This window comes from Paenibacillus sp. FSL M7-0802 (assembly GCF_038004945.1).
Lineage (GTDB): Bacteria > Bacillota > Bacilli > Paenibacillales > Paenibacillaceae > Paenibacillus > Paenibacillus polymyxa_B.
Genome location: NZ_JBBOSD010000001.1, coordinates 1,711,351 through 1,733,933, shown reverse-complemented (window position 1 = coordinate 1,733,933; position 22,583 = coordinate 1,711,351). Strand labels below are relative to the sequence as shown.

At 49.4% G+C, this 22,583-nt stretch carries 21 protein-coding genes; 19 read left to right on the top strand and 2 right to left on the bottom strand.

All coding sequences use genetic code 11. From position 1 onward, the window contains the following. Positions 1-2 precede the first annotated feature (2 nt). The 16 genes from MHB54_RS08265 to MHB54_RS08185 all read left to right on the top strand — a co-directional run bounded on the left by MHB54_RS08265 (position 3) and on the right by MHB54_RS08185 (position 17,992). Positions 3-1,016 (top strand): FecCD family ABC transporter permease, encoded by a 1,014-nt coding sequence (locus MHB54_RS08265; protein ID WP_023987173.1) that lies wholly within the window; start codon positions 3-5, stop codon positions 1,014-1,016. Beyond that, on the top strand, positions 1,013-2,056 hold the full coding sequence (locus MHB54_RS08260; protein WP_023987174.1) for a FecCD family ABC transporter permease: 1,044 nt from the start codon (positions 1,013-1,015) through the stop codon (positions 2,054-2,056). Before MHB54_RS08265 ends, MHB54_RS08260 begins: the two co-directional genes overlap by 4 nt. A 13-nt stretch (positions 2,057-2,069) precedes the next feature. Then, positions 2,070-2,891 carry an ABC transporter ATP-binding protein gene (locus tag MHB54_RS08255; protein WP_023987175.1) on the top strand — a complete coding sequence of 274 codons (822 nt, stop codon included), beginning with the start codon at positions 2,070-2,072 and terminating at the stop codon, positions 2,889-2,891. Beyond that, a complete protein-coding gene (locus MHB54_RS08250) occupies positions 2,860-3,642 on the top strand; it encodes an IucA/IucC family C-terminal-domain containing protein (RefSeq protein WP_053324715.1) in 783 nt (260 codons plus the stop codon). The genes MHB54_RS08255 and MHB54_RS08250 overlap by 32 nt, the downstream gene beginning before the upstream one ends. Before the next feature lie 332 nt (positions 3,643-3,974). Then, positions 3,975-5,000, top strand: coding sequence for an ATP-grasp domain-containing protein (locus MHB54_RS08245; RefSeq protein WP_053324717.1), 1,026 nt, complete (start codon positions 3,975-3,977; stop codon positions 4,998-5,000). Positions 5,001-5,320: 320 nt separating this feature from the next. After that, positions 5,321-7,036, top strand: a complete 1,716-nt coding sequence (locus MHB54_RS08240; RefSeq protein ID WP_264454856.1) for an IucA/IucC family protein — start codon at positions 5,321-5,323, stop codon at positions 7,034-7,036. After that, positions 7,024-8,808: an IucA/IucC family protein gene (locus MHB54_RS08235; protein WP_264454126.1), complete on the top strand. Its 1,785-nt coding sequence runs from the start codon at positions 7,024-7,026 to the stop codon at positions 8,806-8,808. Before MHB54_RS08240 ends, MHB54_RS08235 begins: the two co-directional genes overlap by 13 nt. Next, positions 8,805-9,581 carry an HpcH/HpaI aldolase family protein gene (locus MHB54_RS08230; RefSeq protein ID WP_076265224.1) on the top strand — a complete coding sequence of 259 codons (777 nt, stop codon included), beginning with the start codon at positions 8,805-8,807 and terminating at the stop codon, positions 9,579-9,581. The genes MHB54_RS08235 and MHB54_RS08230 overlap by 4 nt, the downstream gene beginning before the upstream one ends. Then, a complete protein-coding gene (locus tag MHB54_RS08225; protein WP_076295766.1) occupies positions 9,578-10,831 on the top strand; it encodes a type III PLP-dependent enzyme in 1,254 nt (417 codons plus the stop codon). Before MHB54_RS08230 ends, MHB54_RS08225 begins: the two co-directional genes overlap by 4 nt. After that, positions 10,791-12,713 carry an IucA/IucC family protein gene (locus MHB54_RS08220; RefSeq protein WP_264454125.1) on the top strand — a complete coding sequence of 641 codons (1,923 nt, stop codon included), beginning with the start codon at positions 10,791-10,793 and terminating at the stop codon, positions 12,711-12,713. Before MHB54_RS08225 ends, MHB54_RS08220 begins: the two co-directional genes overlap by 41 nt. 218 nt (positions 12,714-12,931) lie before the next feature. Continuing rightward, complete coding sequence (locus MHB54_RS08215; RefSeq protein ID WP_023987184.1) at positions 12,932-13,273, top strand: iron-sulfur cluster biosynthesis family protein; 342 nt, start codon at positions 12,932-12,934, stop codon at positions 13,271-13,273. A 412-nt stretch (positions 13,274-13,685) separates the two neighbouring features. Continuing rightward, entirely contained in the window at positions 13,686-14,243 is a 558-nt protein-coding gene (locus MHB54_RS08205) for an SLOG family protein (RefSeq protein WP_023987185.1), read from the top strand. 157 nt (positions 14,244-14,400) lie between these two features. Further along, on the top strand, positions 14,401-16,266 hold the full coding sequence (locus MHB54_RS08200; protein ID WP_413630606.1) for a rhamnogalacturonan lyase: 1,866 nt from the start codon (positions 14,401-14,403) through the stop codon (positions 16,264-16,266). 175 nt (positions 16,267-16,441) lie between these two features. Then, positions 16,442-16,675 carry a hypothetical protein gene (locus MHB54_RS08195; RefSeq protein ID WP_023987187.1) on the top strand — a complete coding sequence of 78 codons (234 nt, stop codon included), beginning with the start codon at positions 16,442-16,444 and terminating at the stop codon, positions 16,673-16,675. Positions 16,676-16,786: 111 nt separating this feature from the next. Continuing rightward, a complete protein-coding gene (locus MHB54_RS08190; RefSeq protein ID WP_023987188.1) occupies positions 16,787-17,656 on the top strand; it encodes a DL-endopeptidase inhibitor IseA family protein in 870 nt (289 codons plus the stop codon). Between the two features lie 90 nt (positions 17,657-17,746). Beyond that, positions 17,747-17,992, top strand: coding sequence for an HPr family phosphocarrier protein (locus MHB54_RS08185; RefSeq protein ID WP_023987189.1), 246 nt, complete (start codon positions 17,747-17,749; stop codon positions 17,990-17,992). Positions 17,993-18,069: 77 nt separating this feature from the next. On the opposite strand, the gene MHB54_RS08180 is transcribed toward MHB54_RS08185, so the two are convergent. After that, complete coding sequence (locus tag MHB54_RS08180; RefSeq protein ID WP_013308962.1) at positions 18,070-18,858, bottom strand: formate/nitrite transporter family protein; 789 nt, start codon at positions 18,856-18,858, stop codon at positions 18,070-18,072. An 89-nt stretch (positions 18,859-18,947) separates the two neighbouring features. Beyond that, positions 18,948-19,730 carry a Cof-type HAD-IIB family hydrolase gene (locus MHB54_RS08175; RefSeq protein ID WP_023987190.1) on the bottom strand — a complete coding sequence of 261 codons (783 nt, stop codon included), beginning with the start codon at positions 19,728-19,730 and terminating at the stop codon, positions 18,948-18,950. Between the two features lie 198 nt (positions 19,731-19,928). On the opposite strand from MHB54_RS08175, the gene MHB54_RS08170 reads away from it, so the two are divergent. The 3 genes from MHB54_RS08170 to MHB54_RS08160 all read left to right on the top strand — a co-directional run bounded on the left by MHB54_RS08170 (position 19,929) and on the right by MHB54_RS08160 (position 22,546). Next, entirely contained in the window at positions 19,929-20,960 is a 1,032-nt protein-coding gene (locus tag MHB54_RS08170; protein WP_053324723.1) for a WXG100 family type VII secretion target, read from the top strand. Positions 20,961-21,477: 517 nt separating this feature from the next. Continuing rightward, the gene (locus MHB54_RS08165; RefSeq protein ID WP_023987192.1) at positions 21,478-21,924 is read left to right on the top strand and encodes a tellurite resistance TerB family protein; all 447 of its coding nucleotides are present in this window, start codon (positions 21,478-21,480) and stop codon (positions 21,922-21,924) included. Between the two features lie 28 nt (positions 21,925-21,952). Then, on the top strand, positions 21,953-22,546 hold the full coding sequence (locus MHB54_RS08160) for a TerD family protein (RefSeq protein ID WP_013308969.1): 594 nt from the start codon (positions 21,953-21,955) through the stop codon (positions 22,544-22,546). Positions 22,547-22,583 lie beyond the last annotated feature (37 nt).

The window sequence follows — 22,583 nt, the reverse complement described above, 5'->3', positions numbered from 1 at the left end:
ATATGTTTCCCCTTTTTACGAAGGCAAGTACGAAGATGTATGGACTATCCGGCTTATTCATTTTACTATTACTCGCCTGTGTAGCCAGCATGATACTGGGACGCACACACATAACATTTCAAATAGCAGTGGATGCACTACAACACTATGACGAAAGCTCAGTGGAGCATGTCGTACTTCTGACAGAACGTTTACCACGCACAATTATTGCCGCTGTTGTTGGTGCAAGTTTGGCGGTGGCGGGAGGACTCATGCAAGCGCTAACTCGTAATCCGCTCGCTTCACCAAGTGTGTTTGGGATCAATGCGGGCGCCATCTTTTTTATCGTTATTGCCATCGTGGTGCTGTCGGTGTCCTCGCTCAGTACGATGATGTGGTTTGGTTTTGCCGGGGCAACCATTGCAACAGTGATTGTGTACGCGCTTGGGTCCATCGGTCGTGATGGTCTGACTCCCATCAAGATTGTGCTGGCGGGTACCGCCATCTCTGCACTTTTTGCTTCGTTCACGCAGGCAATCCTGGTGCTGGATGGAACGGGATTACAGGACGTGTTGTTCTGGCTTGCAGGTTCAGTGAGCGGTCGGACACTCGACATGCTGTATCCTGTACTGCCATATATGACGGTTGCCATTGTGGTATCCCTGTTTATGGGCCGGGCGATCAATCTGCTCCTGACCGGTGATGATATCGCCAAAGGCATGGGACAGAACGTGCTACTGGTTAAGCTGCTTATGGGAGTCGTTACGGTATTGCTAGCCGGTGGTTCTGTTGCGGTGGCCGGTTCGATTGGTCTGGTAGGATTAGTTGTACCGCATATCATGCGGGCGTTTGTTGGCAACGACTACCGCTGGCTTGTTCCCTACTGCATTCTGGGCGGCGCCATTTTGTTATTGGCGGCGGATGTTGTTGCACGGCTGATCATCATGCCGCAGGAGGTTCCGCTTGGCGTTATGACAGCGCTCATTGGTGGTCCCTTCTTCGTCTATATTGCCCGCAAGGGGGGGACGAAGATATGAGGAAGATGATTACTTTTCGCAATAAGAAAGATACGTTATCCTTGCAAATGGAGCGCAAATCGCTGTTCATCATCGGAATCTGTATGGTTTTGGTATTGATTGCATCCATTCTAGGAACCAGTGTGGGTAATGATTTCATATCTCCGCTGAATGTGCTGCAGACGATTTTCGGTCTGGGCGCAGGCGATCATGACTTTGTCGTGTTGACGCTAAGGCTGCCGCGTGTGCTGTTATCGTTGCTTGTTGGTGCAGCACTAGGCATGTCCGGTGCCCTATTGCAGGGGATTATCCGTAATCCGCTCGCTTCACCGGATGTGATCGGGATAACGGGAGGAGCTGCCGTTGCCGCTGTAGGTTTTGTCACCCTGCTGGGTGGAACCATCAGTATCAAGCTGTTGCCGCTGTTTGCCATTATGGGCGCGATGATTACCACAATCATCATATATCTTCTTGCCTGGAAAAAAGGAGTAAGCCCGATTCGACTGGTGTTGATCGGAATCGGAGTGTCAGCCATTACGGGGGCCGGGACGACCTTCATGCTGATTCTTAGTCCATTCTATACGGCTGGTCAGGCGTATATCTGGCTGACGGGGAGTGTGTATGGAGCATCGTGGACCGATGTCAGAACGATCATCCCGGTGATTGTAATCGTGCTTCCGTTGGCGATCTGGTTTGCCCGTAGTCTGAACGCACAGGAATTCGGGGATGATCTAGCCACCGGGCTGGGGGTCACTGTACAGCGTCATCGTTCAGCACTGCTACTGTGCAGTGTACTGCTGGCCGGGGGTGCTGTAGCTGTCGCGGGGACGATTGGTTTTGTCGGTCTGATTGCGCCGCATATTGCCCGGAAGCTGGTAGGGCGTATGTTTGGCAGCATGCTCATCGTTTCGGGACTGGTCGGTGCCCTGCTTGTATTTGCTGCTGATCTGATTGCTCGTACGGTATTTCTGCCGCTCGATGTTCCGGCAGGGGTATTTACCGCCGGGGTAGGAGCACCGTTTTTCCTGTATCTGTTGTTCAAGAATCGAAATCAGTTTTGAGGAGGAGAATGCTGTGAGTATTCTGGAAGCCAAGGACCTTACGATCGCCTATGGCGCAGAGCCTATTATTGAGAATCTGAACCTGACTATTCCCAAGGGGAAAACTACTGTCCTGATTGGCAGCAACGGTTGCGGGAAGTCCACCTTGCTGCGAACGATGGCGCGGCTGCTGAAGTCCAGTTCAGGCTCGGTGCTGCTGGATGGCGAGGAGATTGCGAAGTTGCCTACCAAGGAAATTTCAAGACGTATGTCCATTCTGCCGCAAGGCCCTTCTGCTCCAGAGGGACTGACAGTGAACCAACTAGTTCGGCAAGGACGGTACCCACACCAGACCTGGCTGAAACAGTGGTCCGGTGAGGACGAACGCATGGTCAGGCTCGCGCTGGAATCCACACATCTGACTGCTCTGGCTGATCGGCCCATGGACGCATTATCCGGCGGACAACGCCAGCGTGCCTGGATTGCGATGACACTCGCACAGGGAACAGAGACCTTGCTGCTGGATGAACCAACGACTTATCTGGATATGACCCATCAGATTGATATTCTGGATCTGCTGTTCGATTTGAATGAACGGGAGGGGCGCACCATAGTGATGGTTCTTCATGATCTGAATCTTGCGTGTCGCTATGCTCACCATATCGTGGCTGTCCACAACAAGTCCATCTACGCGGAAGGAAAACCGGAAGACATTGTTACGCAGGACATGGTCCGCGCGGTCTTCCAGATGGAGTGCGACATTGCGGTTGATCCGCTGTTTGGCACACCAATGTGCATTCCGCACGGGAAGGGAAGGAAGTTAAATGAAACCACACGCTACAGCCACTTGGCTTGACGATCAAGAGATGCAGGCCTTGGCTGCCGAATACCGTTTGACCTGGGAGCCTTCGACAGATCGTACATTTTCGATGCCATTTACGGACTTGCTGGACCCGTCCAAAAGCCTGAACTATTTGCAAGGGGTGAGTAGCATCTTTGAGACGGATTCTGAAACGGCTACTGTATCTCTCTTTGCTAAACGGTATGCTTACTTGATTTTGGCTTCGGGTCTCTATGCCATGTCACGCTTCAACAAAGGCCTAAATTATGAGATTGCCAACGGCACGATCGAATCCAGTTATCAGGGGGAGGCATGGCTCCCCAAGGCTCGTCTGACTAATTGGCAGACGACCTCACCGGAGGCGGATCAGCGTGGCGTATGGAGAGATCAGGTGATTGAACAGATGTTCGCCGGTAATCTGGCCAAGGTGTGGCAATCGCTGTCCAAGGCAACGCGGGTTTCACGTTCAGTCCTGTGGGAGAACACGGCCATTTACGTATACTGGCTCTATGAGAACAAGTTTGCTGAAGGAGCCACGCCTGAAGAAAAGCAGCGTGTCGAAGAGGACTTCCATTATCTAATTCGTGATGCACCTGCACATCTCTTTGGTGAATCCCGTAATCCGCTCAAGCAGTTTAACACGCCCAAGCGGGCAACAGCTGTCTCAGATACACCCATTCGTGTGCGCAAAACCTGTTGTTTCTATTATCTCGCTGCAGATGATCCAGAAGATTACTGCCCAACCTGCCCCAAATTAAAGCATTAATGCCGATGATCATCATCCACATCCCCAGCCTATACTTCATTGCATCTCAATACAGCGAATAGCACAGGCAAGCTTATGACATAACGAAATTCAGAGCTTGCCTTATTTGTTGTGCCCATTGTTCCATGAACACTCCTTCATTTGGGGATTCTCTCCCTGCAAAAACCATCTTATTTTTCCTAAAAAGCTTATTATTGACAAGGTGACTGAAATTGCCATAAAATAGATTTTGTTTGAAACTGATAATCATTATCAATATTATTTCCATCAAATCAATCCGATGAAAGCACAACCAGGAGCGAACGCCTTCATTCGGTCGGGGAGGATTTTCATTGTTTCCGAAAGGAATTCATAATCTGCAAAACCGACTCATCATAAGCAAAGCAAGAGAAATGGGAATGACCTGCGAGCCACTTCTCGCAGAATGTGAAGATTTTTTGGAATTATCCTATGGGGATAAGCGCAGAGTCATTAATAAAACCAGATCGCATCGTCTACCCTTGATCGCTGGACTGCTCGCCAAGAACAAGCAGGTTTGTAATATGCTACTGCATGAGCGGGGAATGCCTGTGCCGCCGTTTATCGTTATCGAGGCAATGGGTGACAAGGCAACGCAGTTTCTGAAACTGCATCGTTCCGTTGTAGTGAAGCCGCTGGACGCAAGCGGCAGTGCAGGTGTGACACTGGACGTTCGAACAAACGAGGAACTGGAAGCGGCTATTGCCCGGGCGGCTACCCATAGTAACAGCATCATGCTGCAGCAATTCGTAACGGGTGTGGATTACAGGGTACTGGTCATTAACGGGGAAGTGGCGGCAGTAAATGAGTATCGACCTGTCTATGTAGAAGGGGACGGCACCTCAACCATCCGGGCGTTGATTCGAATGTTGAATCAGCAGCGAATCCAGCATACCAGTATAGGGAAGTTCGAGGCCTTTCCCAAGATTAATGAAGACGCAGAGCCTTTGCGAAAGGTTCTGCTTGGACAGGGAATCACACTGGAGGAGGTACCTGCGGCAGGAAGGGAGATCGAGCTATATGATCTTCGCAATTCGGCCGCCGGGAACATCAGTGAATTTTATATGGACTGTACGGAAGCGATTCTTCCTGACAATGCACAAATGGCAATTGAGGCCGCAGGAGCCCTCCGGATTGATGTGGCTGGCATTGATATCCGTTGTGAGGATATCCGCCAGCCGCTGACAAGAGATCAGGGAGGCATTCTGGAAGTCAACGCATTGCCGGACCTGACCCACCATGTCTTTCCTTTTGGGGGGACCACACGTGATGTTGTCCGGTTGTACCTGGAGTATCTTTTTCAGATGGAACATCATTTCGAAAAGTCGATTGCAGAATAAGGGCAAATCATTGCTTGTTCTGGCTGAAAGGCCCGCTTGCGTTTTGCGTTGTTCTTGCTCCTATGGTGTGATCGGTATATTCGAATGTACGTGCCTGCCCGCCGCAAGCGGTGGCATCCATCCAGCATTCCGCTGCTGGTCAGCAGTGTAGGTACTCTAGATGGATTGGTCTGCTAATGGTTCAACGGGTCAGAACACCAGCAGATACGGCCAGATGGGCGGCACTGAAAGAGATTAGTATGGGTCTCGGCTGTGCCATCCTGTGACCTTGTCCCTTGTTTTATTTATAACCCGAAAGAAGGTTGGCAACATTGTTCGAGATGGAAAACAGGCTCAGGTCTGAAGCAGAGCAGCAGGCGAATATACACTCTTGTAAGCTGCTGCTCAATTGTTATATCCGGGAGCTTGCGGTGGAGAAGGAGGGCGACATTCGGATTGATCCGAATGCGATGACGTACGCAGTTGCTTTTCAGGCCAGCGGGGTGATGATAACCGGACAATTAGCGTATTACTCGGCTATGGGAGAGCATGAGTACCGAAGCGTACAACAGCACGGGCAAGCGGTGCATTATCAGGACCTGGTTCGCTGGATCACACGGGAGTTGAGTGAAGACACGGCGTATGGAAACAGCCGGCATGAGCAAGGCAGGTTGACCCATGCGGCTGATGTGCGTGATTTTGCGGAAAAGGTAGATAACAGCGTGAATAATCTTGCACTGTATATCGAGCAGGCTGCTGGACTTGGCATATATGATTACTGTACTTCCGAACAGTCTCTGGTATATGGTCATCCCTTTCACCCGTTTCCGAAAAACTCCAAAGGCTTCACCGAACACGACGTACGGATGTACAGCCCAGAACTGCGTACCTCGTTCCAACTCTGTTACGTTGCTGTGAGGAAGGATGTGTACATGCAGGAATGGGTGGATGATTACACTAGGATCAATCTGCATGCCAGCCTGCACGGGCATGTGGAACAAGCTTGGGAAGCAGAGTGGGGTGAGCATGGGGATGAGTATGAACTACTGCCTATCCATCCCTGGCAGTATGCGTACGTGTTGGGCTTGTCCGAGGTCCAGCAGTATATTCTGGATAAGAAACTCATTCCGATGGGCAGCGGCGGGCCGAAGGCCTACCCGACCTCCTCGGTACGCACCGTTTATATTCCAGAGCTGAATTGCAATATCAAGCTGTCGCTAAACATGCAGATTACCAACATGATTCGCACCAATAGTGCGGAGCAGATGCGAAGGACGCTGGACGCCTCCAGGTACATCAAGCAGCAGAATTGCTTCGGTGCAGATCAGCATACGCAGATTGCCTATGAGACAGGTGTAGCTACTTGTGACTTTCAGGAGGGAGAATTAACGAGTCTGTTTACCGTCGCATACAGACCGATTGAGTTTGACCCGGAATGTACATATGTCCTGTCGAGTCTGGTAGAAGCCCCCTTGCCGGGAATGCAATCACGACTTATGACGATGCTGGGTGGCGTACGTGCTGAAGCCGAGCGCTGGTTTGCACGTTATCTGACCTTGTCTTTGCTGCCCATTGTACGAGCGGCCGGAGAGCGCGGCATTCACTTTGAAGCTCACTTGCAAAATACTCTCGTGACGCTAAGGGACGGAATGCCTGAGGCATTTATCGTGCGTGACTTGGAAGGAGTCAGTGTCGATGAGGAGCTGATCCATGAGGAGGATACCGCTCCCTCCAGATTGCTGTTTTATCCACGGGACAAGGCTTGGGCGAGGACATCCTATTACTTTATCATCAATCATCTGGGTTCCCTCATTCATGCGATGGCAAGGGATGTGAACGTACCGGAGGAGCATTTCTGGGCAAAGGTCCGCGAAGTGCTGGTGAAGGAACTAGACCGAACTGGAAACGTATATGTGCAGCATTTGCTGACCGCGGACAGTTTTCTGGCGAAACAAAATCTGGTGAGCTGTCTCAGGGGGATCAGTCAGACCCCGGCGTATGTGCCGGTGAGCAATATAATGAACCGAATAGGGAGTGAAGTGGCGTGGGGTTCATAGGGTACAGGGCTGAGAAAGGTCACAAGACGGCAGTATACACGGATGTACAGGAACGGATCATGCGGCAGGCGCTGGAAGCCATGTGGTTCGAGGGTATCCTTGACTGTAAGGTGGGGGAAAACGAATGGTGTACTGTGGGGCGGAGTACGTCAGGGCAGGCTGTGACATACAGCTGTGAGGCGGAGCGAAAATTTTCATTTGGCCGAGTGAAGGTGGCGAAGGGCTCGATTCGAAGAGAGGGCGTTCCCTGCACCGATCTGGATCTGTTTCTGGAGGAAATGGTACTGAACCTTCTGGAGGGTGCGAATGTGACGGCCTTCATTCAGGAATTGCTGGAGACGATGGCGAAGGACAGTCAGTGCCGGGCTTTGCTGCCTGAGAAGATTCCGGATGAAGACCTGCACTATGATGCCCTCGAAAGCCATATGAGCGATGGTCATCTCTACCATCCAAGCTACAAGTCGAGGCTTGGCTTCACCCTAAAAGACAATCTTGCTTACGGTCCAGAGTTTAACTCGGATGTGACCGTATACTGGATTGCCGTGAAAGAAGGACTTGTGCAAACGTCTCTTTCCACAGGCTACACGTCAGAACAGTTGGTGAGACAACATCTCACAGAGGAGGATATCAGCCGATTTAATCGGATACTTCAGTCGGAAGACACGGAGGGTAACCGCTATATATTCATTCCTGTTCATCCGTGGCAGTGGGAACACCAGCTGGAATCGGTGTTTGCCCGGCAACGAATGGACAGAGATATCGTTTTTCTCGGCCCTTCGGACTCAACCTATCGCGCCCAGCAGTCCATTCGTTCCCTGTCGAACCGGATGAATTCGAAGGCACCGTATCTCAAGCTGTCGCTGAGTATTACCAATACATCGAGCATACGCATTTTGGCACAGCACACGACCCAGAATGCACCGCTAATCAGCGACTGGCTGGAAGCACTCATTCGAGAGGATGAGTTGTTGCAACGGGAAGAGTTTTCCATTCTGAAAGAGATCATGGGACTCTCGCTCCGGTACGAGAATTTGCCTGCAATCCAGTATGGACGGGCGTATGGCACAACAGGGGCGATCTGGCGTGAAAATGTATCTGTTCATCTGCAAGAAGGCGAGACTGCCTGGCCCTTAAATGCACTTATGCTGGTACAGTCGAACGGGGTACCGTTTATCCAGGGTGCAGTTAAGCATCATGGCATTCAGAAGTGGAGTGAAGCGCTCGTTAGAACGGTATCGCTGCCTATTATTCATCTGCTCTATGCACACGGCATCGCGCTGGAATCGCATGCCCAGAATATCATTTTGGTGCTGGAAAATGATCTGCCGAAACGGATCATCATCAAGGACCTTCATGATGGTGTCCGCTATGTACCCGAGAAGTTGCTGAATCCAGAACGAGCCCCGAAGCTGCACCCCGAACCGGAGACCCACCGCAAGTTCAATCGGTATTCCTTTATCTACGCGGGTGACGTGTCGGAAGTCCGGGACTATACGTATGATGCGTTCTTTTTTATTTGCATGACGGATATTGCGCTGACGCTGGAGAATTTCGGTCTGACGGAAGAAGCGTTCTGGCAGCTGTGCGCGGCCACGATTGTGGACTATCAGCGGGAGCACCCGGAGTACGAGGAACGGTTCGAGTGGTTTGATCTTTTTGCCGAGGATGCGCTGATTGAAGAGATGACCAAGCGCCGCCTGTATGGGGATGGGGAACTGTATTTCCGTAAGGCCAGTAATCCGCTGAAGTTGGCGAAGGACGTTCTCAGATGAGAACCAACACGCTGAAGGAGAAAATTGAACGTAAACAGCCGGTGTTTGGCCTCTTTGTCTCTATCCCACATCCGGTCATCATTGAGATGATTGGACATGCGGAGTATGATTTTGTAATTATCGACCTGGAACATGCCGCAACGAATATGGAATCGGTGGAAGAGCTGGTTCGTGCTGCGGAGCTGGCAGGAATGACCCCGCTGGTACGCATCTCGAAGGTAGAGCGAACAGAGATTCTAAAGGTATTGGACTGCGGCGCACAAGGCATTGTCATACCTCATGTGGAACAGCGGGAGCAGGTGGAGGAAGCGGTTCGTCATGCGTATTATCATCCGCTTGGCATGCGGAGTCTGAACAGTGGGCGACCGGGGGTATTCGGCAAGTATCCACTCACCGGGTATATTCAGGAAGCGAATGAACAGGTGATGGTTGTACCGATGATCGAAAGTGTGGAGGGCGTCCGGCAAAGTGCGAGCATTCTGTCTCATCCCCAGGTGAGCTGGGTACTAGAGGGGGCGGCAGACCTGTCGCAATCACTTGGTGTACCGTGGCAGACGGAACATCCAGACGTGCAGCGTGCGCTAGGCGCATTATACGAAGACGCGAAGGAGTGCCAGGTACCGTATGCAACGGTGGCCAGAAGCCAGGAAGGCATGGCGCTGTGGGCCGAACGAGGGGTATACATATACGTGTTGGGCGATGACCGGAATACGGCTTTTCGGGCATACGAACAGAAACGGAATGACTATGGAAATGCGGGTGGACTGATATGAAATCAAGCGTATGGAATATGATCCATGAACTGCAAAGGGATAGTGAAGACCCGGTATGTGCTTATGTCTACGATCTGGCTGGTATTCAGGAGCAGGTCCGTCACATGCTGCACACGCTGTCCAGAGGCACGCGGCTATTCTATGCCATAAAGGCCAATCCGGATCCTCGAATTATTGAGGCTTTGCTGCCCTGGGTTCACGGGTTCGAGGTAGCTTCCATTGGTGAGTTGCTCAAGGTGAGGAGTGTAAGTAGCGAGGTTCCAATCCTGTTTGGCGGTCCAGGGAAAAAGGAGAGTGAGTTGAAGCAGGCTATCGAGCATCAGGTGAGTTTCATTCATGTGGAGAGCCTGCTGGAACTGCGGCGTGTCATCACCATTGCTACAAGGAGAGAACAGGAAGTCCGCATTCTGCTGCGGATCAATCTGAGAAGCAGCACATTGCCGCGGACCCGGATTGTAATGGGCGGCGGTCCGAGTCCATTTGGCATGGATGAGGAGAGCGTGGAAGAAGCAGTCCGGGTCATTCGTGAGGAAGGCGCAGGTTTGGTGCGTTTATGCGGATTTCATTTTCACTCGTTATCGAACAATGTGGACGCGAGACTGCATGCCGAGATGATTGAGATGTATTTGCAAAAGGTGGAGATGTGGCAGCAGGCATATGACCTGCATCTTGAAGTAATTAACGCCGGAGGCGGGTTTGGCGTCACATATGATGGTAGCCCCGGGTTTGATTGGTCCCTGTTCACATCCTTAATTGAGCGCAGTGAAGCCAGAGGGCGCCTTGCTTCACGCGGCATACAGTTGTATTTCGAGCCGGGTCGCATGCTTGTCGCTGACCACGGTTATTATGCGGCAGAGGTTACGGACATCAAAACATCGCATGGTCAGCATTTTGCCGTGTTAAGAGGGGGTACACATCATAATCGTCTGCCCGCATCATGGGGACACGACCATCCATTTCACATTATGTCTACGGACCGGTGGAGGCATCTGTTCGCAAGACCAGAGGTATGGAACAGCAAAGTTCATATAGTCGGAGAACTGTGTACGCCCAAGGATCGTATGCATTCGGATGCGGAAGTAGAGCGGCTGCGGGTAGGCGATATTGTTGTGTTTGAGAAGTCGGGAGCTTATTGCTGGACCATTTCGCATCATGATTTTCTGGGCCATCCGCACCCGGCATTCCATTATTTGACGGAGGACGACAACCATGTCAACAGTGATGAAGCGTTCCAGTCTGCAAGACGCTGAGCGCCGGATTATGGAGGATCTGATCAATGCATTTCTAGCCGAGCAATTACTTCCGCTGGAAGGGCATCCGTTCATTGAACTCTCTACTTCACCAGAACCGTTCCGCCGAATGCTTCTGGGGGATGGTAATGGAGGTCCTTCGCAGAGCGGAGGGGGAACGGGTAACGGAACCGACGGCAATGTCGCAGGTAAGGATAAGCAGGATGAGAATGGGGCAGGTAGACATAGTGGACAGCTTATGCTGCATCAGAAAGGGATTTTGTTTCTGGTGAAAGCAGGCAAAAGGCAGGGATATCAATGGGTACAAGGTTCACCCGTCTATGGAGAGACACCGGATGGAGGCTGGAAGCTTCTTGAATCTCCGGCAGTCGTAGGACAGGCTGTGTTTCGGATGACGCTTTCGGATGAAGCATACGCGCATCCCGGGGTTGCGGAATTCTTGGCAGGCGTGAAAATAGCCACCGAGCAATTGGCACTGGGACTCCAGCAGGTACAACGTCTGGGAGAACAAGTTCCGTTCAATGCCTACGATTGGTTTATCAAGGGAGAGCAGGTGGCAGCGCTGCGAGATCGTCCATTTCACCCCACCTCCAAGGCCAAGGTGGGGTTCACAGAAGCGGATGTGACCCAGTATGCAGCGGAATTCAGGAAGGAGATCCCGCTGCGATGGGTGGCGGTGCGTTGGGATGCCGTACAACAGGGATGTAAGGAAGGATTGTCCACACTGGATGTACTGGATGAAGAACAGCGGAGCAGGCTGGAAGCAGAATTGGCCCGGAAGGGCCTGAATCTGCAAGAATACATGCCCATGCCAGTACATCCATGGCAGATGGAACATATCATCTTGCCACGTTTCAACGGAGAGATCGGGGACGGTACCATCGTTGTACTGGATATTGAATTGGGAGAGGTTCAGGCGACATCGTCCCTGCGCTCGATGGCCCCGATGGAAGAATCCACACAGATGCTCAAGCTTCCGGTCAGTGTGTTGTCTCTCGGGGCCGCCCGCTATCTCCCGGTGGTGAAGCTGCTGAATGGTCTGGCTGGGGAGAAGATGTTACGACAGGCGGTGGCCTGCGATGAATCGCTCACAGGTAAAGTGTGGCTCTGCGAGGAACGGAATTGGTGGGGATACATGCCGGAATCCATGGGATTGTTCGATGATCATCCTCGCCATCTGGCCGCCCAGATTCGCATCTATCCGCCAAAGTTGCTGGAAGAAGGTATGCAGGTCATTCCCATGGCTGCGCTTGGGGTGACGCTGGAAGGTCGCCATATGTTATCCGACCTGCTGGGCAGAGAGTTAACCAGTGAAGAGGTTATAGGATTCTACACCGATCTGACGGCGTTATTCTATGATGTGGTGATGCGGCTGTTCAAGGTAGGCGTTGTACCCGAAATTCACGGTCAGAACTGCTGTGTGGTCCTGCGGGACGGACGGGTGAACGGCCTGTTATTCCGTGACCACGACTCCGTACGTTTGCATCAGCCGTATCTGGACAAACACGGCATTGCGGACCCAGGTTATCATATCCGGCCGGGATACTCGAACAGCTTGTATAATGAGACGATCCGCAAGCTGATCTTCTACGTGCAGTCGCTGGGCACGCAGGTGAACCTAGCTGCGATTATGGAAGCGCTAAGCGAAGTGTATCCTATCCCGGAAGCGAAATTATGGGATATCACCGAGCAGGCGTGGAAGGAAGCGCTACGGGTGGTGCCGCTTCCTGAAGCTGACCGGGCCGAGCTGTTCCAAGCGGTATTCGAGAGCAGGGAATGGCCGGTGAAGCTCATTGTCCGTCCGCTGCTTGAAGCGGACGGGGTGCCTGGGGCGATGCCATCGGGCAAAGGCACAGGTCATAATCCTTTTTACAAAGGATAGAAGTTGTGACTAGAATGTTGGTTTAGATAAGATGAGAGATGACGGAGGTGACCCGGTGTAATCGGGTTGCCTTTTTATGTAAGAGTTCATTGATAGCAGTGAGTGCAGTCACATAGACACATTCGAAAACATGACTATAATGAACACATAGTTAAAATTTAGTCTTTATGGAGCTGACGGTTCCAAACATCTCATTTACAAAGGAGAGAATTCATCTCATGAGCATACATTTAGAATTGGATTCCTTGTCCGTTGAAAGACTAGAATTGGCTCTTTCAGGACGACCGGGAATGTTCAAGTTGTTTTATGACACCGAGGATTGTGGATGCAATGGCGTACTTGTCATCTTGGTTGTCACTACACCGAATACAACTGATAAAGTAGTTCAGTCTGAGCCTTATTCTTTTTGGGTAGATCAGCAGCAGGAGCAGCAGTTCGATAGCAGAATGCGGCTTGAGGCAGACCCTAGTTACCCGTCATTCAAGCTAAGTAGTGATGCCGGTTTATTTAGTAGCAACATTAGAATTAAAGATGTCCGCATAAAATCGTCTGAGGAGTGATAGGGAATGGAAAAAAATAATCTTACCCAATTTCAATAATATCAGGAGAACAAATTCAACAAACGTATTATTCGTAAGGAAGCGGCGGTAGTCAAAGGGGATATCATTCATATCACTGGGGACGAGCATTTTGCTTATCGCAACGGCGCAGATACTACGTCTAGCCTGTATGTCGTTTTAATGAAAATACCAAGTGAGGATTATGCTCAGAATAGATAATAAGAATTCATTAGGCACCCAAAAAGCATGAATGAATACCAAACTCCAAAAGACGAACCTGATCCAGCCCAATTGGAAGAGGTTCGTCTTTTGCGTTATATTCAATTCGTTCCTCCAAAAAACGAAGTGTTTAGTGGTCTGCTCTGAAGTGGTACAATAACCTTTATGATAATCGGAGAAGGACGTTGAGAAGATGAAAAACTTGCTTGTTTCGGGCTATCGTGCCCATGAGCTGAATATTTTCAGTCAGAAGCACGAAGGCATTCCATATATTAAAAAGGCGATTGCAGGCAGGCTTATTCCCCTGGTCGAAGAAGGGTTGGAATGGGTGATTACCCCCGGCCAATACGGGGTGGACTTGTGGGCCTGTGAGGTCGTTACTGCACTAAAACAGCAATATCCCCACCTCAAATGCTCTATTATGATGGCTTATCAAAATATGGAAGAAAAATGGAAAGAGGACAAAAAGGAATATTTTCAGCAGATTTGTGCCGAAGTTGACTATGTGGGAGTAGTCAGCCGCCAGCCTTATCAGGGAATATGGCAACTTAAGGCACGGGATGAACTCCTTTTCCGCAAAACAGACGGTTTATTGCTTGTTTACGATGAGGATGCGGGAGAGGGCAGCCCACGTTTTATGAAGGAACTTGCATTGAAAAAACAACAGGCAGAGGGCTATCAGTATATCAGCATCAGCTCGGAGGATATCCAGAGCATTGCGGATGAAGAACGATTATTCATGGACCTCTGATTTTTAAAGCATTAGCCCGGATTTTTGAACAAAAAGGACGTATTCGTCCCTTTACATTTATGTAAGCGCTATCATAAAATTTAAATAACAATAACTTATCAGTCACATAAAATAAATCTATTGAAAATACAAACCATGAAAGGAGCTAATGATTCAGATGAACAAAAGGTTTCGGTATACTGCGTTGCTCTGTCTCGGTGTAATGTTGAGTGGAGTGGTCACCCCGATGGATAGCCAGGTCTCTGCTGCTTCTACGAGGCAAATGGAAAAGCTAAGCCGGGGAGCTGTCGCTGTTAAGGTGCCTGAGGGTGTACTGGTGAGCTGGCGCTTGCTGGGCACGGAAGCGGATTCGGTCGGCTTTAATTTGTACAGAGGGACAAGCAAGGTGAACGATGCGCCGATTACATCGAGAACCAACTTTTTGGACAAGGCAGGTACGACCTCATCTTCGTATACCGTTCGTGCCGTGGTCAATGGAGCAGAGCAGGGCGCTTCTCCTGCGGTGAAGGTATGGAACAACAACTACCTGGATGTTCCGATCCAGCAGCCCGCGGGAGGCACAACTCCGGATAATGTGAACTACACATACCATGCCAATGATGCCAGCGTAGGGGATCTGGATGGGGATGGCGAGTATGAGATTGTGTTAAAATGGGACCCTTCCAATGCCAAGGATAATTCGCAATCCGGTTATACGGGAAATGTATTTTTGGATGGCTACGAGCTGGATGGAACACGCAAATGGCGGATCGACCTGGGACGGAACATACGGGCTGGAGCTCACTACACGCAATTTCTCGTCTACGATTTTGATGGAGATGGTAAAGCAGAGATCGTATGTAAAACAGCAGACGGCACAGTGGATGGTACAGGTGTAAAGATTGGGGACGCTTCGGCTGATTATCGAAACACGAGCGGATATATTTTGCAAGGTCCTGAGTTTCTAACTGTGTTCTCAGGTGATACAGGCAAGGCTCTTAGTACGATTGACTACGTGCCACCGCGCGGAACGGTATCGAGCTGGGGAGATAATTATGGTAACCGTGTGGATCGTTTTCTCGCCGGGGTTGCTTATCTGGATGGCGTGAGACCCAGCATAGTGATGGCACGTGGTTATTACACCCGCACCGTTCTGGTCGCATATGATTGGCGGAACGGTAACCTGAGCCGACGCTGGACCTTTGACAGCAACAGCTCCACCAATGCCGGGACGGCTGGACAGGGGAACCACAGTTTGAGCGTGGCGGATGTGGATGGAGATGATAAGGATGAGATCGTGTATGGCTCGCTGGTTGTAGACGATAACGGAGCGAAGCTGGCTAACACGGGGATGGGACATGGAGATGCACTTCATGTTGGCGATCTGGACCCCGACCGTTCAGGTTATGAAGTGTTCAAGGTGAACGAGGACAAAAATGCCACCTACGGAGCTGCCATGTACGACCCGCGTAATGGAAATATTTTATGGGGCGTAAATACAGGCAAGGATACCGGAAGAGGCATGTCGGCAGACATTGACCCGCGGACCAAAGGGAACGAGCAGTGGGCACCGGGTATTGGTTTGCGTTCAGCCAAGGGGCAGCTCATCACCAACACGCTACCGTCTTCCATTAATTTTGGCATCTGGTGGGATGGGGATCTCCTCCGTGAACTGCTGGATCATACCTCATCAAGCGCTGGAAAGATAGACAAGTGGAACTATACGAACTCGACTACTTCCAACTTGCTTACGGCAACAGGAACGAGTTCCAATAACGGAACCAAAGGAACACCGTCCTTGCAGGCCGATCTCTTCGGTGACTGGCGTGAGGAAGTCATTTGGCGCAAAAGTGATAATTCGGCGCTGCGGATCTACACAACACCATACGAGTCAGAACATCGATTCTATACGCTTATGCATGATCCAGTGTATCGCCTGAGTGTTGCCTGGCAGAACGTAGCTTATAATCAGCCGCCGCACACCGGGTTTTATCTCGGAGAAGGGATGTCCAAGCCCCAGCAGCCGAATATATATACTCCTTGATATGTCGTTCGAAAGTGGTCTGAAAGCAGGTAGAATGAACAAAAACAGAGAGGGCTCCTAGCTAATTGGAGCTCTTTTTGTCATGAGAGCCCAAAAGATAACGTATGATTTCCATAAAAATGGGAACATTAGTTCTTATTGATGGAACATATGTATGAAAAAGGAGGCGGAATCTGTGAGTTCTTTAACGACTGAAGGCATGATCGAGCTCGTAACTAATGTCGGATTCCCTGCTGCATTAAGTCTGATTCTGTTAAAATACATCCTCGTCACTTTGAGTCGCAGATTGGAGGAGCTGGACCGATCTGTTAAGCAACTGTCGCTATCCTTGGAAGAGATGGAGGCAAAGCAGTTGAAACAATCAGAACAGCCGTCCCCGGCAAATACGGACAAACTTCGTGCAGAATGAACAAAAAAAGGCAAATAGAAACAATTTAGCAACCCAATCGAGAAGCGAAATTCTTATAATAGAAACGTGTGCAGTTTATGCAGACATATGATTATGGAGGTGTATATGAGTATGAAAATAAATACGAAGCTATCCGCGCTGTGCATTGCGGCCACACTTATGAGCGTGGCACAGGCCGCCGCTGCCGCGCCCGCCGTGACCGCTCCAGCGGAAGCGACGCAACCGAGCGTGGCCAATCCGGCTGCATCCGTCCCAGCCCAGGTGCCAGCACCAGCAGCGTCTGCATCGGCTACGATGCCAGCCCCGGCGCAAGCGCCATCGGTTCCAGCAGCCTCGACCCCGGCTGCAGCCGCAGGTTCTGCTAAAGCCGCTACACCAGTAGCTCCGTCTGCACCAGCACAGCGTCCATCTACATCGGTAGCACCAGCGGCTGCTCCGTCCGTACCGTCGACTGTGAAGCCGTCTAAGCCGCAACAGCCGTCCACTTCGGCGCCAGCAGCCGCGGCTACCAGCGTGAAACCGACGCAGCTGGACAAGCTGAACCACGAGAGTGCGGTTCCGCTAGTGCTGGAGGCGCAGTCTCGTTATCAGTATGCGATTAGTGGTGGCAGCCCGGTAGGTGAGTCGTTCCAGTTGAACGGTAAAAGCTACCGCTATCTGTCCGAGGACATCGGCACGAAGACCAAATTGATCAGCTATCTGACGCAGGCTTACACAAAGCAGGCCAGTGAGCAATTTGTCGGTAAATTTTTCGTTGAAGTTAACGGCAGATTAGCTCAGTTGAACGCAGATGGTGGCAATTTGCTAGAGTTCAGCCGGGCTACGGCGAAAATGGTAACCATGACTCCGGTGAAGCGCAGCTACCTGCTAACCGTGCCTTATCCGGCAGAAACCAAGCAGCCGAATGCGAAAATCACCGTGAATTTTGAAAAGGTCGGCAGCTACTGGAAAATCAGCTCCGCGCCGCATGTCATTTTCTAAATTAAGATTTTGCAACAGGCTTCATATGGGGTAAAGTGATGTTAAGGCTTGTTTCGTAAGCCCCAATTCAATACAGGGGAGTGCTGTGCAATGATGACACCCATCAAGGTAAAAGACGTGAAGGATATTGAAAAAATCAATCAAATCGTTTCGAATTATACCTATGACATCTGGATTCATGGCAAAAGCGGCATGGCAGATGCCAAATCCATTTTAGGCATGTATGTGCTGAAGCTGGATGAGCCGCTAACTCTGGTTGTACCTGACAATGTTAATCCCAAGAAGCTGTTCAAGGAGTTGGAGGAGTTTATCCATTTTCCTGCTCAAGAAGGATAAAAGGCAAGAAAGCACCTGCTCTATTACTAAAATAACGCAAAGAAGCCGTGGAACCAAAGTCCCACGGCTTCTTTTTTTTAGTGTTCTTCCTCGTCCAAAAACGGGAGATTCACCGAATAGTACATAACCCCCATAAGCAACACGCCACCAACCAGATTTCCGAGCGTAACCGGAACGAGATTATGGATCACGCCAGCGACAGAAACCGTACCCGGATGATCCAGCACGAGCGCAATGGCGAAAGTACACATATTAGCCACGCTATGCTCATATCCCGAAATGAAAAAGCAGAATACAAACAGCATCATGGCAAACATCTTTGCACCATTTTCCTTCATAAACATTGGAACAAAAAAGGCAAGACAGACCAGCCAATTACACAAAATAGCTCGGAAGAATAGCTGCATTGCAGGCGCTTCCATTTTATGCTCAACCACGTTCAGTAGAAAGCTGTTCACGCTGGAGGAGTCAAACAGCCCGGTCAAGTAAATAAGGAGTGCAAATACCCCCGCACCCAGCAAATTACCTCCATAGCTGGCAGCCCATAATCGAAGCACCTGCCCCCAGCGCAGCTTTTTACGGAGAGCAGCATACGTGTAATAGAAGGTGTTACCTGTAAACAAATCCCCGCCGCCGTAAGCGATCAGAATGATGGCCGCTCCGAACGTGAGTGCCGCCATGGGATAAGTGAATGGAGAATGCTCCATGTAAAAAAAGTTGCCCGTCTTGAAGGCTACAATAACGCCGAACCCGATGAACATACTCGCCAGCATGGAACGTGCCAAATACCGGAGTAGGCTCTGCTTGTAAATTTTGTACTTCTTCATGGCTAGCTGTTCGACATTGCGTAAGCCTTCCGTCTCCATATTTAAGGACAACCTCCTATTTTCTCATATGTAAGTCTTTAAACAGACTTTATTTTTCCCGAAACATGCCCAGTCTATCAGCAATCCTATTAGCTTAACAAGCCAAGCTTTTGCAGTCCGTACAAAATACCGTCTTCATCTGCGCGTTTTGTGACCATTTTAGCTGCGGCTTTGGCTTCATCACAGCCGTTGCCCATCGCGACGCTGTTATGTATAGCTGTCAGCATCTCCACATCATTTAAGCCATCGCCAAAGGCGTATTGATTTTCATCGGCAATGCCCAGTCTGGATGTAATTTCGCGAATGCCCTTCGCTTTGGAGCCAGCATGAGGAACAACGTCCACAGAACTCGGATGCCAGCGCACAAAGTCAAACGCCTTGAATACCGCTTCATAGAAAGGCTCTTCTTCTGCTGTACACATCAACAGCGTCTGATAAATATCTCTTCCCTGGAAATAGAGCGGGTCGTATCCAACTGAAATCTTGGCCTTAAGCGTTTGGACTGATCTCTCCACAAGCTCATCGTTAGGAATATTGGCCTTCATGTCCATATGATCCATATATACGAGAGCATGATTATGTGTGAGGGCCAGATCGGTCATTGCTTGCAAGGCTTCTCTGTTCAACGGATTGGTAGCGACCACTTCCCCGCGAAGCACGACATATTGCCCATTAAAGCTGACGTAGGAGTCAATTTCCAACTGCTCGCGGATATCTTTGAACATAAAAGGCGCACGGCCTGTTGCGATGGCCACCTCATGTCCCAGCTCTTTCAAAGCAAAGACGGCCTTTTCTGCCGTTAACGGCATTTTCTTGTCATCGTCCAGTAATGTACCGTCGATATCGAAAAAGATAATTTTTTTGTCTGACATGTCCCTACACCTGACTTTCAATAATGTATTGTCGAAATAAACTCATATGGATTCATTATATCAAAGGAACTGCTTCTGAATACACAAATACGTATAAATCCTCATGAATGTCCGACCTCTATAGCTTACAATATGAAATAAGGATTACTGTAAAATATAATTTCTATCTCCTATTTTCATAGATGGGATGTGATCACCATGACAAAAATCCAAGTCACACCGGAGCAGCTGGACAGCGTGGCCTCCCAATTTGCCAATGCCCACGGCACACTGTATAACCAGTTAAACGGCCTGGATAGCACAATGAACCGCCTTCACAGCCAGTGGGATGGTATGGAGAGGAATCGTTTTTATAATGACTATCGTACGGCTAAATATACACTTTCTTCTGTATTAAATAAGGTTCAATCCATTGAAATTGAGCTGAAAAGCATCGCTTCGAAGTTTAGAAATGCGGATGGTGAAAGCACACGTGGCTTCTGGACAGCCCTAGCAGCGGCAATGAACGCTAGCGCAGCGCTGGCAGGCAGTGGAGAGGCTGGAGATCATGATGGTGAAATTGCCAAACAGCCCAAAAACATAGACAAATGGGATCAGGCAGACGCGGATAAATATCATCAATATGAGGAACTGCTGAAAAACGCCGAGGCCATCGGCGACAAGCAGGTTATGCAGAAAATTCATGACCAGATGAATGTCCTGCGGCTGCAATATGAGGACTCAGTTCCCCGTACAGATTACAATACAGGAGAGACCTCCAAGATCACATCCGATTCCCTTGTCGCCGTCACCGAACTGACAGGTAAAGACGGAAGCAAAACGGATATATCTATCGATAAAAAAGGGAATGTTGTGAGTTATGAGCAAAATACGGATAAATACGATTACTGGGTCCAAAAGCATACCCAATCAGCCGGAGAACACGCTCTAGGTAAAACGGCCCAGACCGTCACCGGATATGGAATAGGTCTTATTTTGTCGCGCGGGGCTGGAGTTAGTGGGGCAGGTTCGGGCATCGGTTCTGGCGCAGCCTCCGGGTGGGGGGAACACGTCGTCGGCATTGGTGGCGGCATGCTCAGTGACAAAGTACTCTTCTCTGTACCCGATGAGGGCGAAACTCGTACCATGATCTACCGAACGAATAAAGAAACCGGACATATTGAAAATATGATCATCGTCACCAAAGGTGAGAATGAAATGGAGTATCGCTATTGGGAGGATTATAACTAGGTCTTGAGCTGTGAACGATAATAGCGTGAATAGGAGTATCTATAAAATCTACAGTCTTTTTTTCTGGAACATGTGAGCGGCAGGTGGAAACTGTAAACTCGCTAGCTGGAGAAGTCTGTAGATTTTTTGGTTACCAATTTTTTTCGGAAAACCGATATATTAAATAGATAGAATACATATCCAAAGAGAAGTGAAAATTAAGTAGAACTAAATTTATAGATGGATAAACCGTGGATTATGGTCAAAGGCACAGTGCTTCTGTTGAAATTGGAAGGCTGTGCCTTTCTATCAACTCTACCATTTCACAGACTTGCAATTGGGGTACCAAATGATGGATGATGGAAGAGAGGGTTTTATGTAGAAATAGGGCTAAAGATAGAGAGGATACCAATAATAAATAGATCGGATTTACCGTATTTTTGTATATTATTGTAGAAAAAGATCGTAATTCAGGTTATAGTAAAGGAAGAAATTAACTAGGATACCTTTACCCAAATACGTAATTGTGGAGGGAAACATGAGTACATTTAAAAATTGGTTGAATACAACTAAAAAAGGACTTGGAGACCAAGTTAAGAAGTTTAAGAATAAAGATTTTATGGAAGCTGTTGTTGCAGGCTGTGCGTTAGTAGCATTTGCTGACGGTACGATTAGTCCGGAAGAGAAAACAAAAATGGCCGGATACATAAATATCAGTGAAGAATTGAAAGTGTTTGATATGGGTGAGGTCATCAACCGTTTCAATCACTATGTAGCGAACTTTGAATTTTCACCTCAAATCGGTAAACAGGAAGCACTGAAGGCGATTGGTAAATTGAATGGCAAGCCTGAAGTAGGCCGACTCGTCGTTGGCGTATGTAGCGCTATTGGCGCAGCTGATGGTGACTTTGATACCAATGAGCAGCGAATTGTGGCTGAGATTTGCGGCGCGCTTGGTTTGAATCCGTCTGAATTTAGTCTGTAAATTTTACGGAAGGGAGGTGTGTTAATCAGTGGCTGTAATTAATCTGGTCAAGGGCCAGAAAATTGATTTGACCAAGGGAAACACAGGACTAACCAAGGTTATAGCAGGATTGGGATGGGACCCTGTACAGTCCAAAGGATTTTTTGGCTTCAAGAAGCAACCCAATATTGATTGTGACGCTTCTGCCATTTTGCTGGACGCCAACGGAAAACTGACTCAGTCAGATAACGTAGTGTGTTTCCACAATAAAAAAAGTCCATGTGGCTCTGTCGTGCATTCCGGTGATAATTTGACCGGACAAGGCGACGGTGATGATGAACAAATTGCGATTGACCTGGCACGTATTCCTGCCAATGTCGACAAAGTGCTTGTTGTTGTGAATATATATGATTGCGTAAACCGGAAACAGGACTTCGGCATGATCGAGAAAGCGTATATCCGTATTCTGGATGGTGCTAATTCCAAGGAACTGGTGACGTTTAATTTATCTGATAATTATGAAGGGCTGACCGCACTGGTCTGTGGAGAACTCTATCGTCATAACAACGAATGGAAGTTTGCTGCAATCGGTGAAGGAACCCATGCCGTACATATTGATGTGCTGGCTCAGCGTTATATGTAATTTTAGGTTGCTCATACAAAACTTAATGTGAAAAGGG

Coding starts and splice junctions, on each gene's coding strand:
- MHB54_RS08265 (WP_023987173.1), top strand. CDS start 3: ATGTTTCCCCTTTTTACGAAGGCAAGTACGAAGATGTATGGACTATCC.
- MHB54_RS08260 (WP_023987174.1), top strand. CDS start 1,013: ATGAGGAAGATGATTACTTTTCGCAATAAGAAAGATACGTTATCCTTG.
- MHB54_RS08250 (WP_053324715.1), top strand. CDS start 2,860: ATGAAACCACACGCTACAGCCACTTGGCTTGACGATCAAGAGATGCAG.
- MHB54_RS08240 (WP_264454856.1), top strand. CDS start 5,321: ATGGAAAACAGGCTCAGGTCTGAAGCAGAGCAGCAGGCGAATATACAC.
- MHB54_RS08230 (WP_076265224.1), top strand. CDS start 8,805: ATGAGAACCAACACGCTGAAGGAGAAAATTGAACGTAAACAGCCGGTG.
- MHB54_RS08225 (WP_076295766.1), top strand. CDS start 9,578: ATGAAATCAAGCGTATGGAATATGATCCATGAACTGCAAAGGGATAGT.
- MHB54_RS08220 (WP_264454125.1), top strand. CDS start 10,791: ATGTCAACAGTGATGAAGCGTTCCAGTCTGCAAGACGCTGAGCGCCGG.
- MHB54_RS08215 (WP_023987184.1), top strand. CDS start 12,932: ATGAGCATACATTTAGAATTGGATTCCTTGTCCGTTGAAAGACTAGAA.
- MHB54_RS08205 (WP_023987185.1), top strand. CDS start 13,686: ATGAAAAACTTGCTTGTTTCGGGCTATCGTGCCCATGAGCTGAATATT.
- MHB54_RS08200 (WP_413630606.1), top strand. CDS start 14,401: ATGAACAAAAGGTTTCGGTATACTGCGTTGCTCTGTCTCGGTGTAATG.
- MHB54_RS08190 (WP_023987188.1), top strand. CDS start 16,787: ATGAAAATAAATACGAAGCTATCCGCGCTGTGCATTGCGGCCACACTT.
- MHB54_RS08185 (WP_023987189.1), top strand. CDS start 17,747: ATGATGACACCCATCAAGGTAAAAGACGTGAAGGATATTGAAAAAATC.
- MHB54_RS08180 (WP_013308962.1), bottom strand. CDS start 18,858: ATGGAGACGGAAGGCTTACGCAATGTCGAACAGCTAGCCATGAAGAAG.
- MHB54_RS08175 (WP_023987190.1), bottom strand. CDS start 19,730: ATGTCAGACAAAAAAATTATCTTTTTCGATATCGACGGTACATTACTG.
- MHB54_RS08170 (WP_053324723.1), top strand. CDS start 19,929: ATGACAAAAATCCAAGTCACACCGGAGCAGCTGGACAGCGTGGCCTCC.
- MHB54_RS08165 (WP_023987192.1), top strand. CDS start 21,478: ATGAGTACATTTAAAAATTGGTTGAATACAACTAAAAAAGGACTTGGA.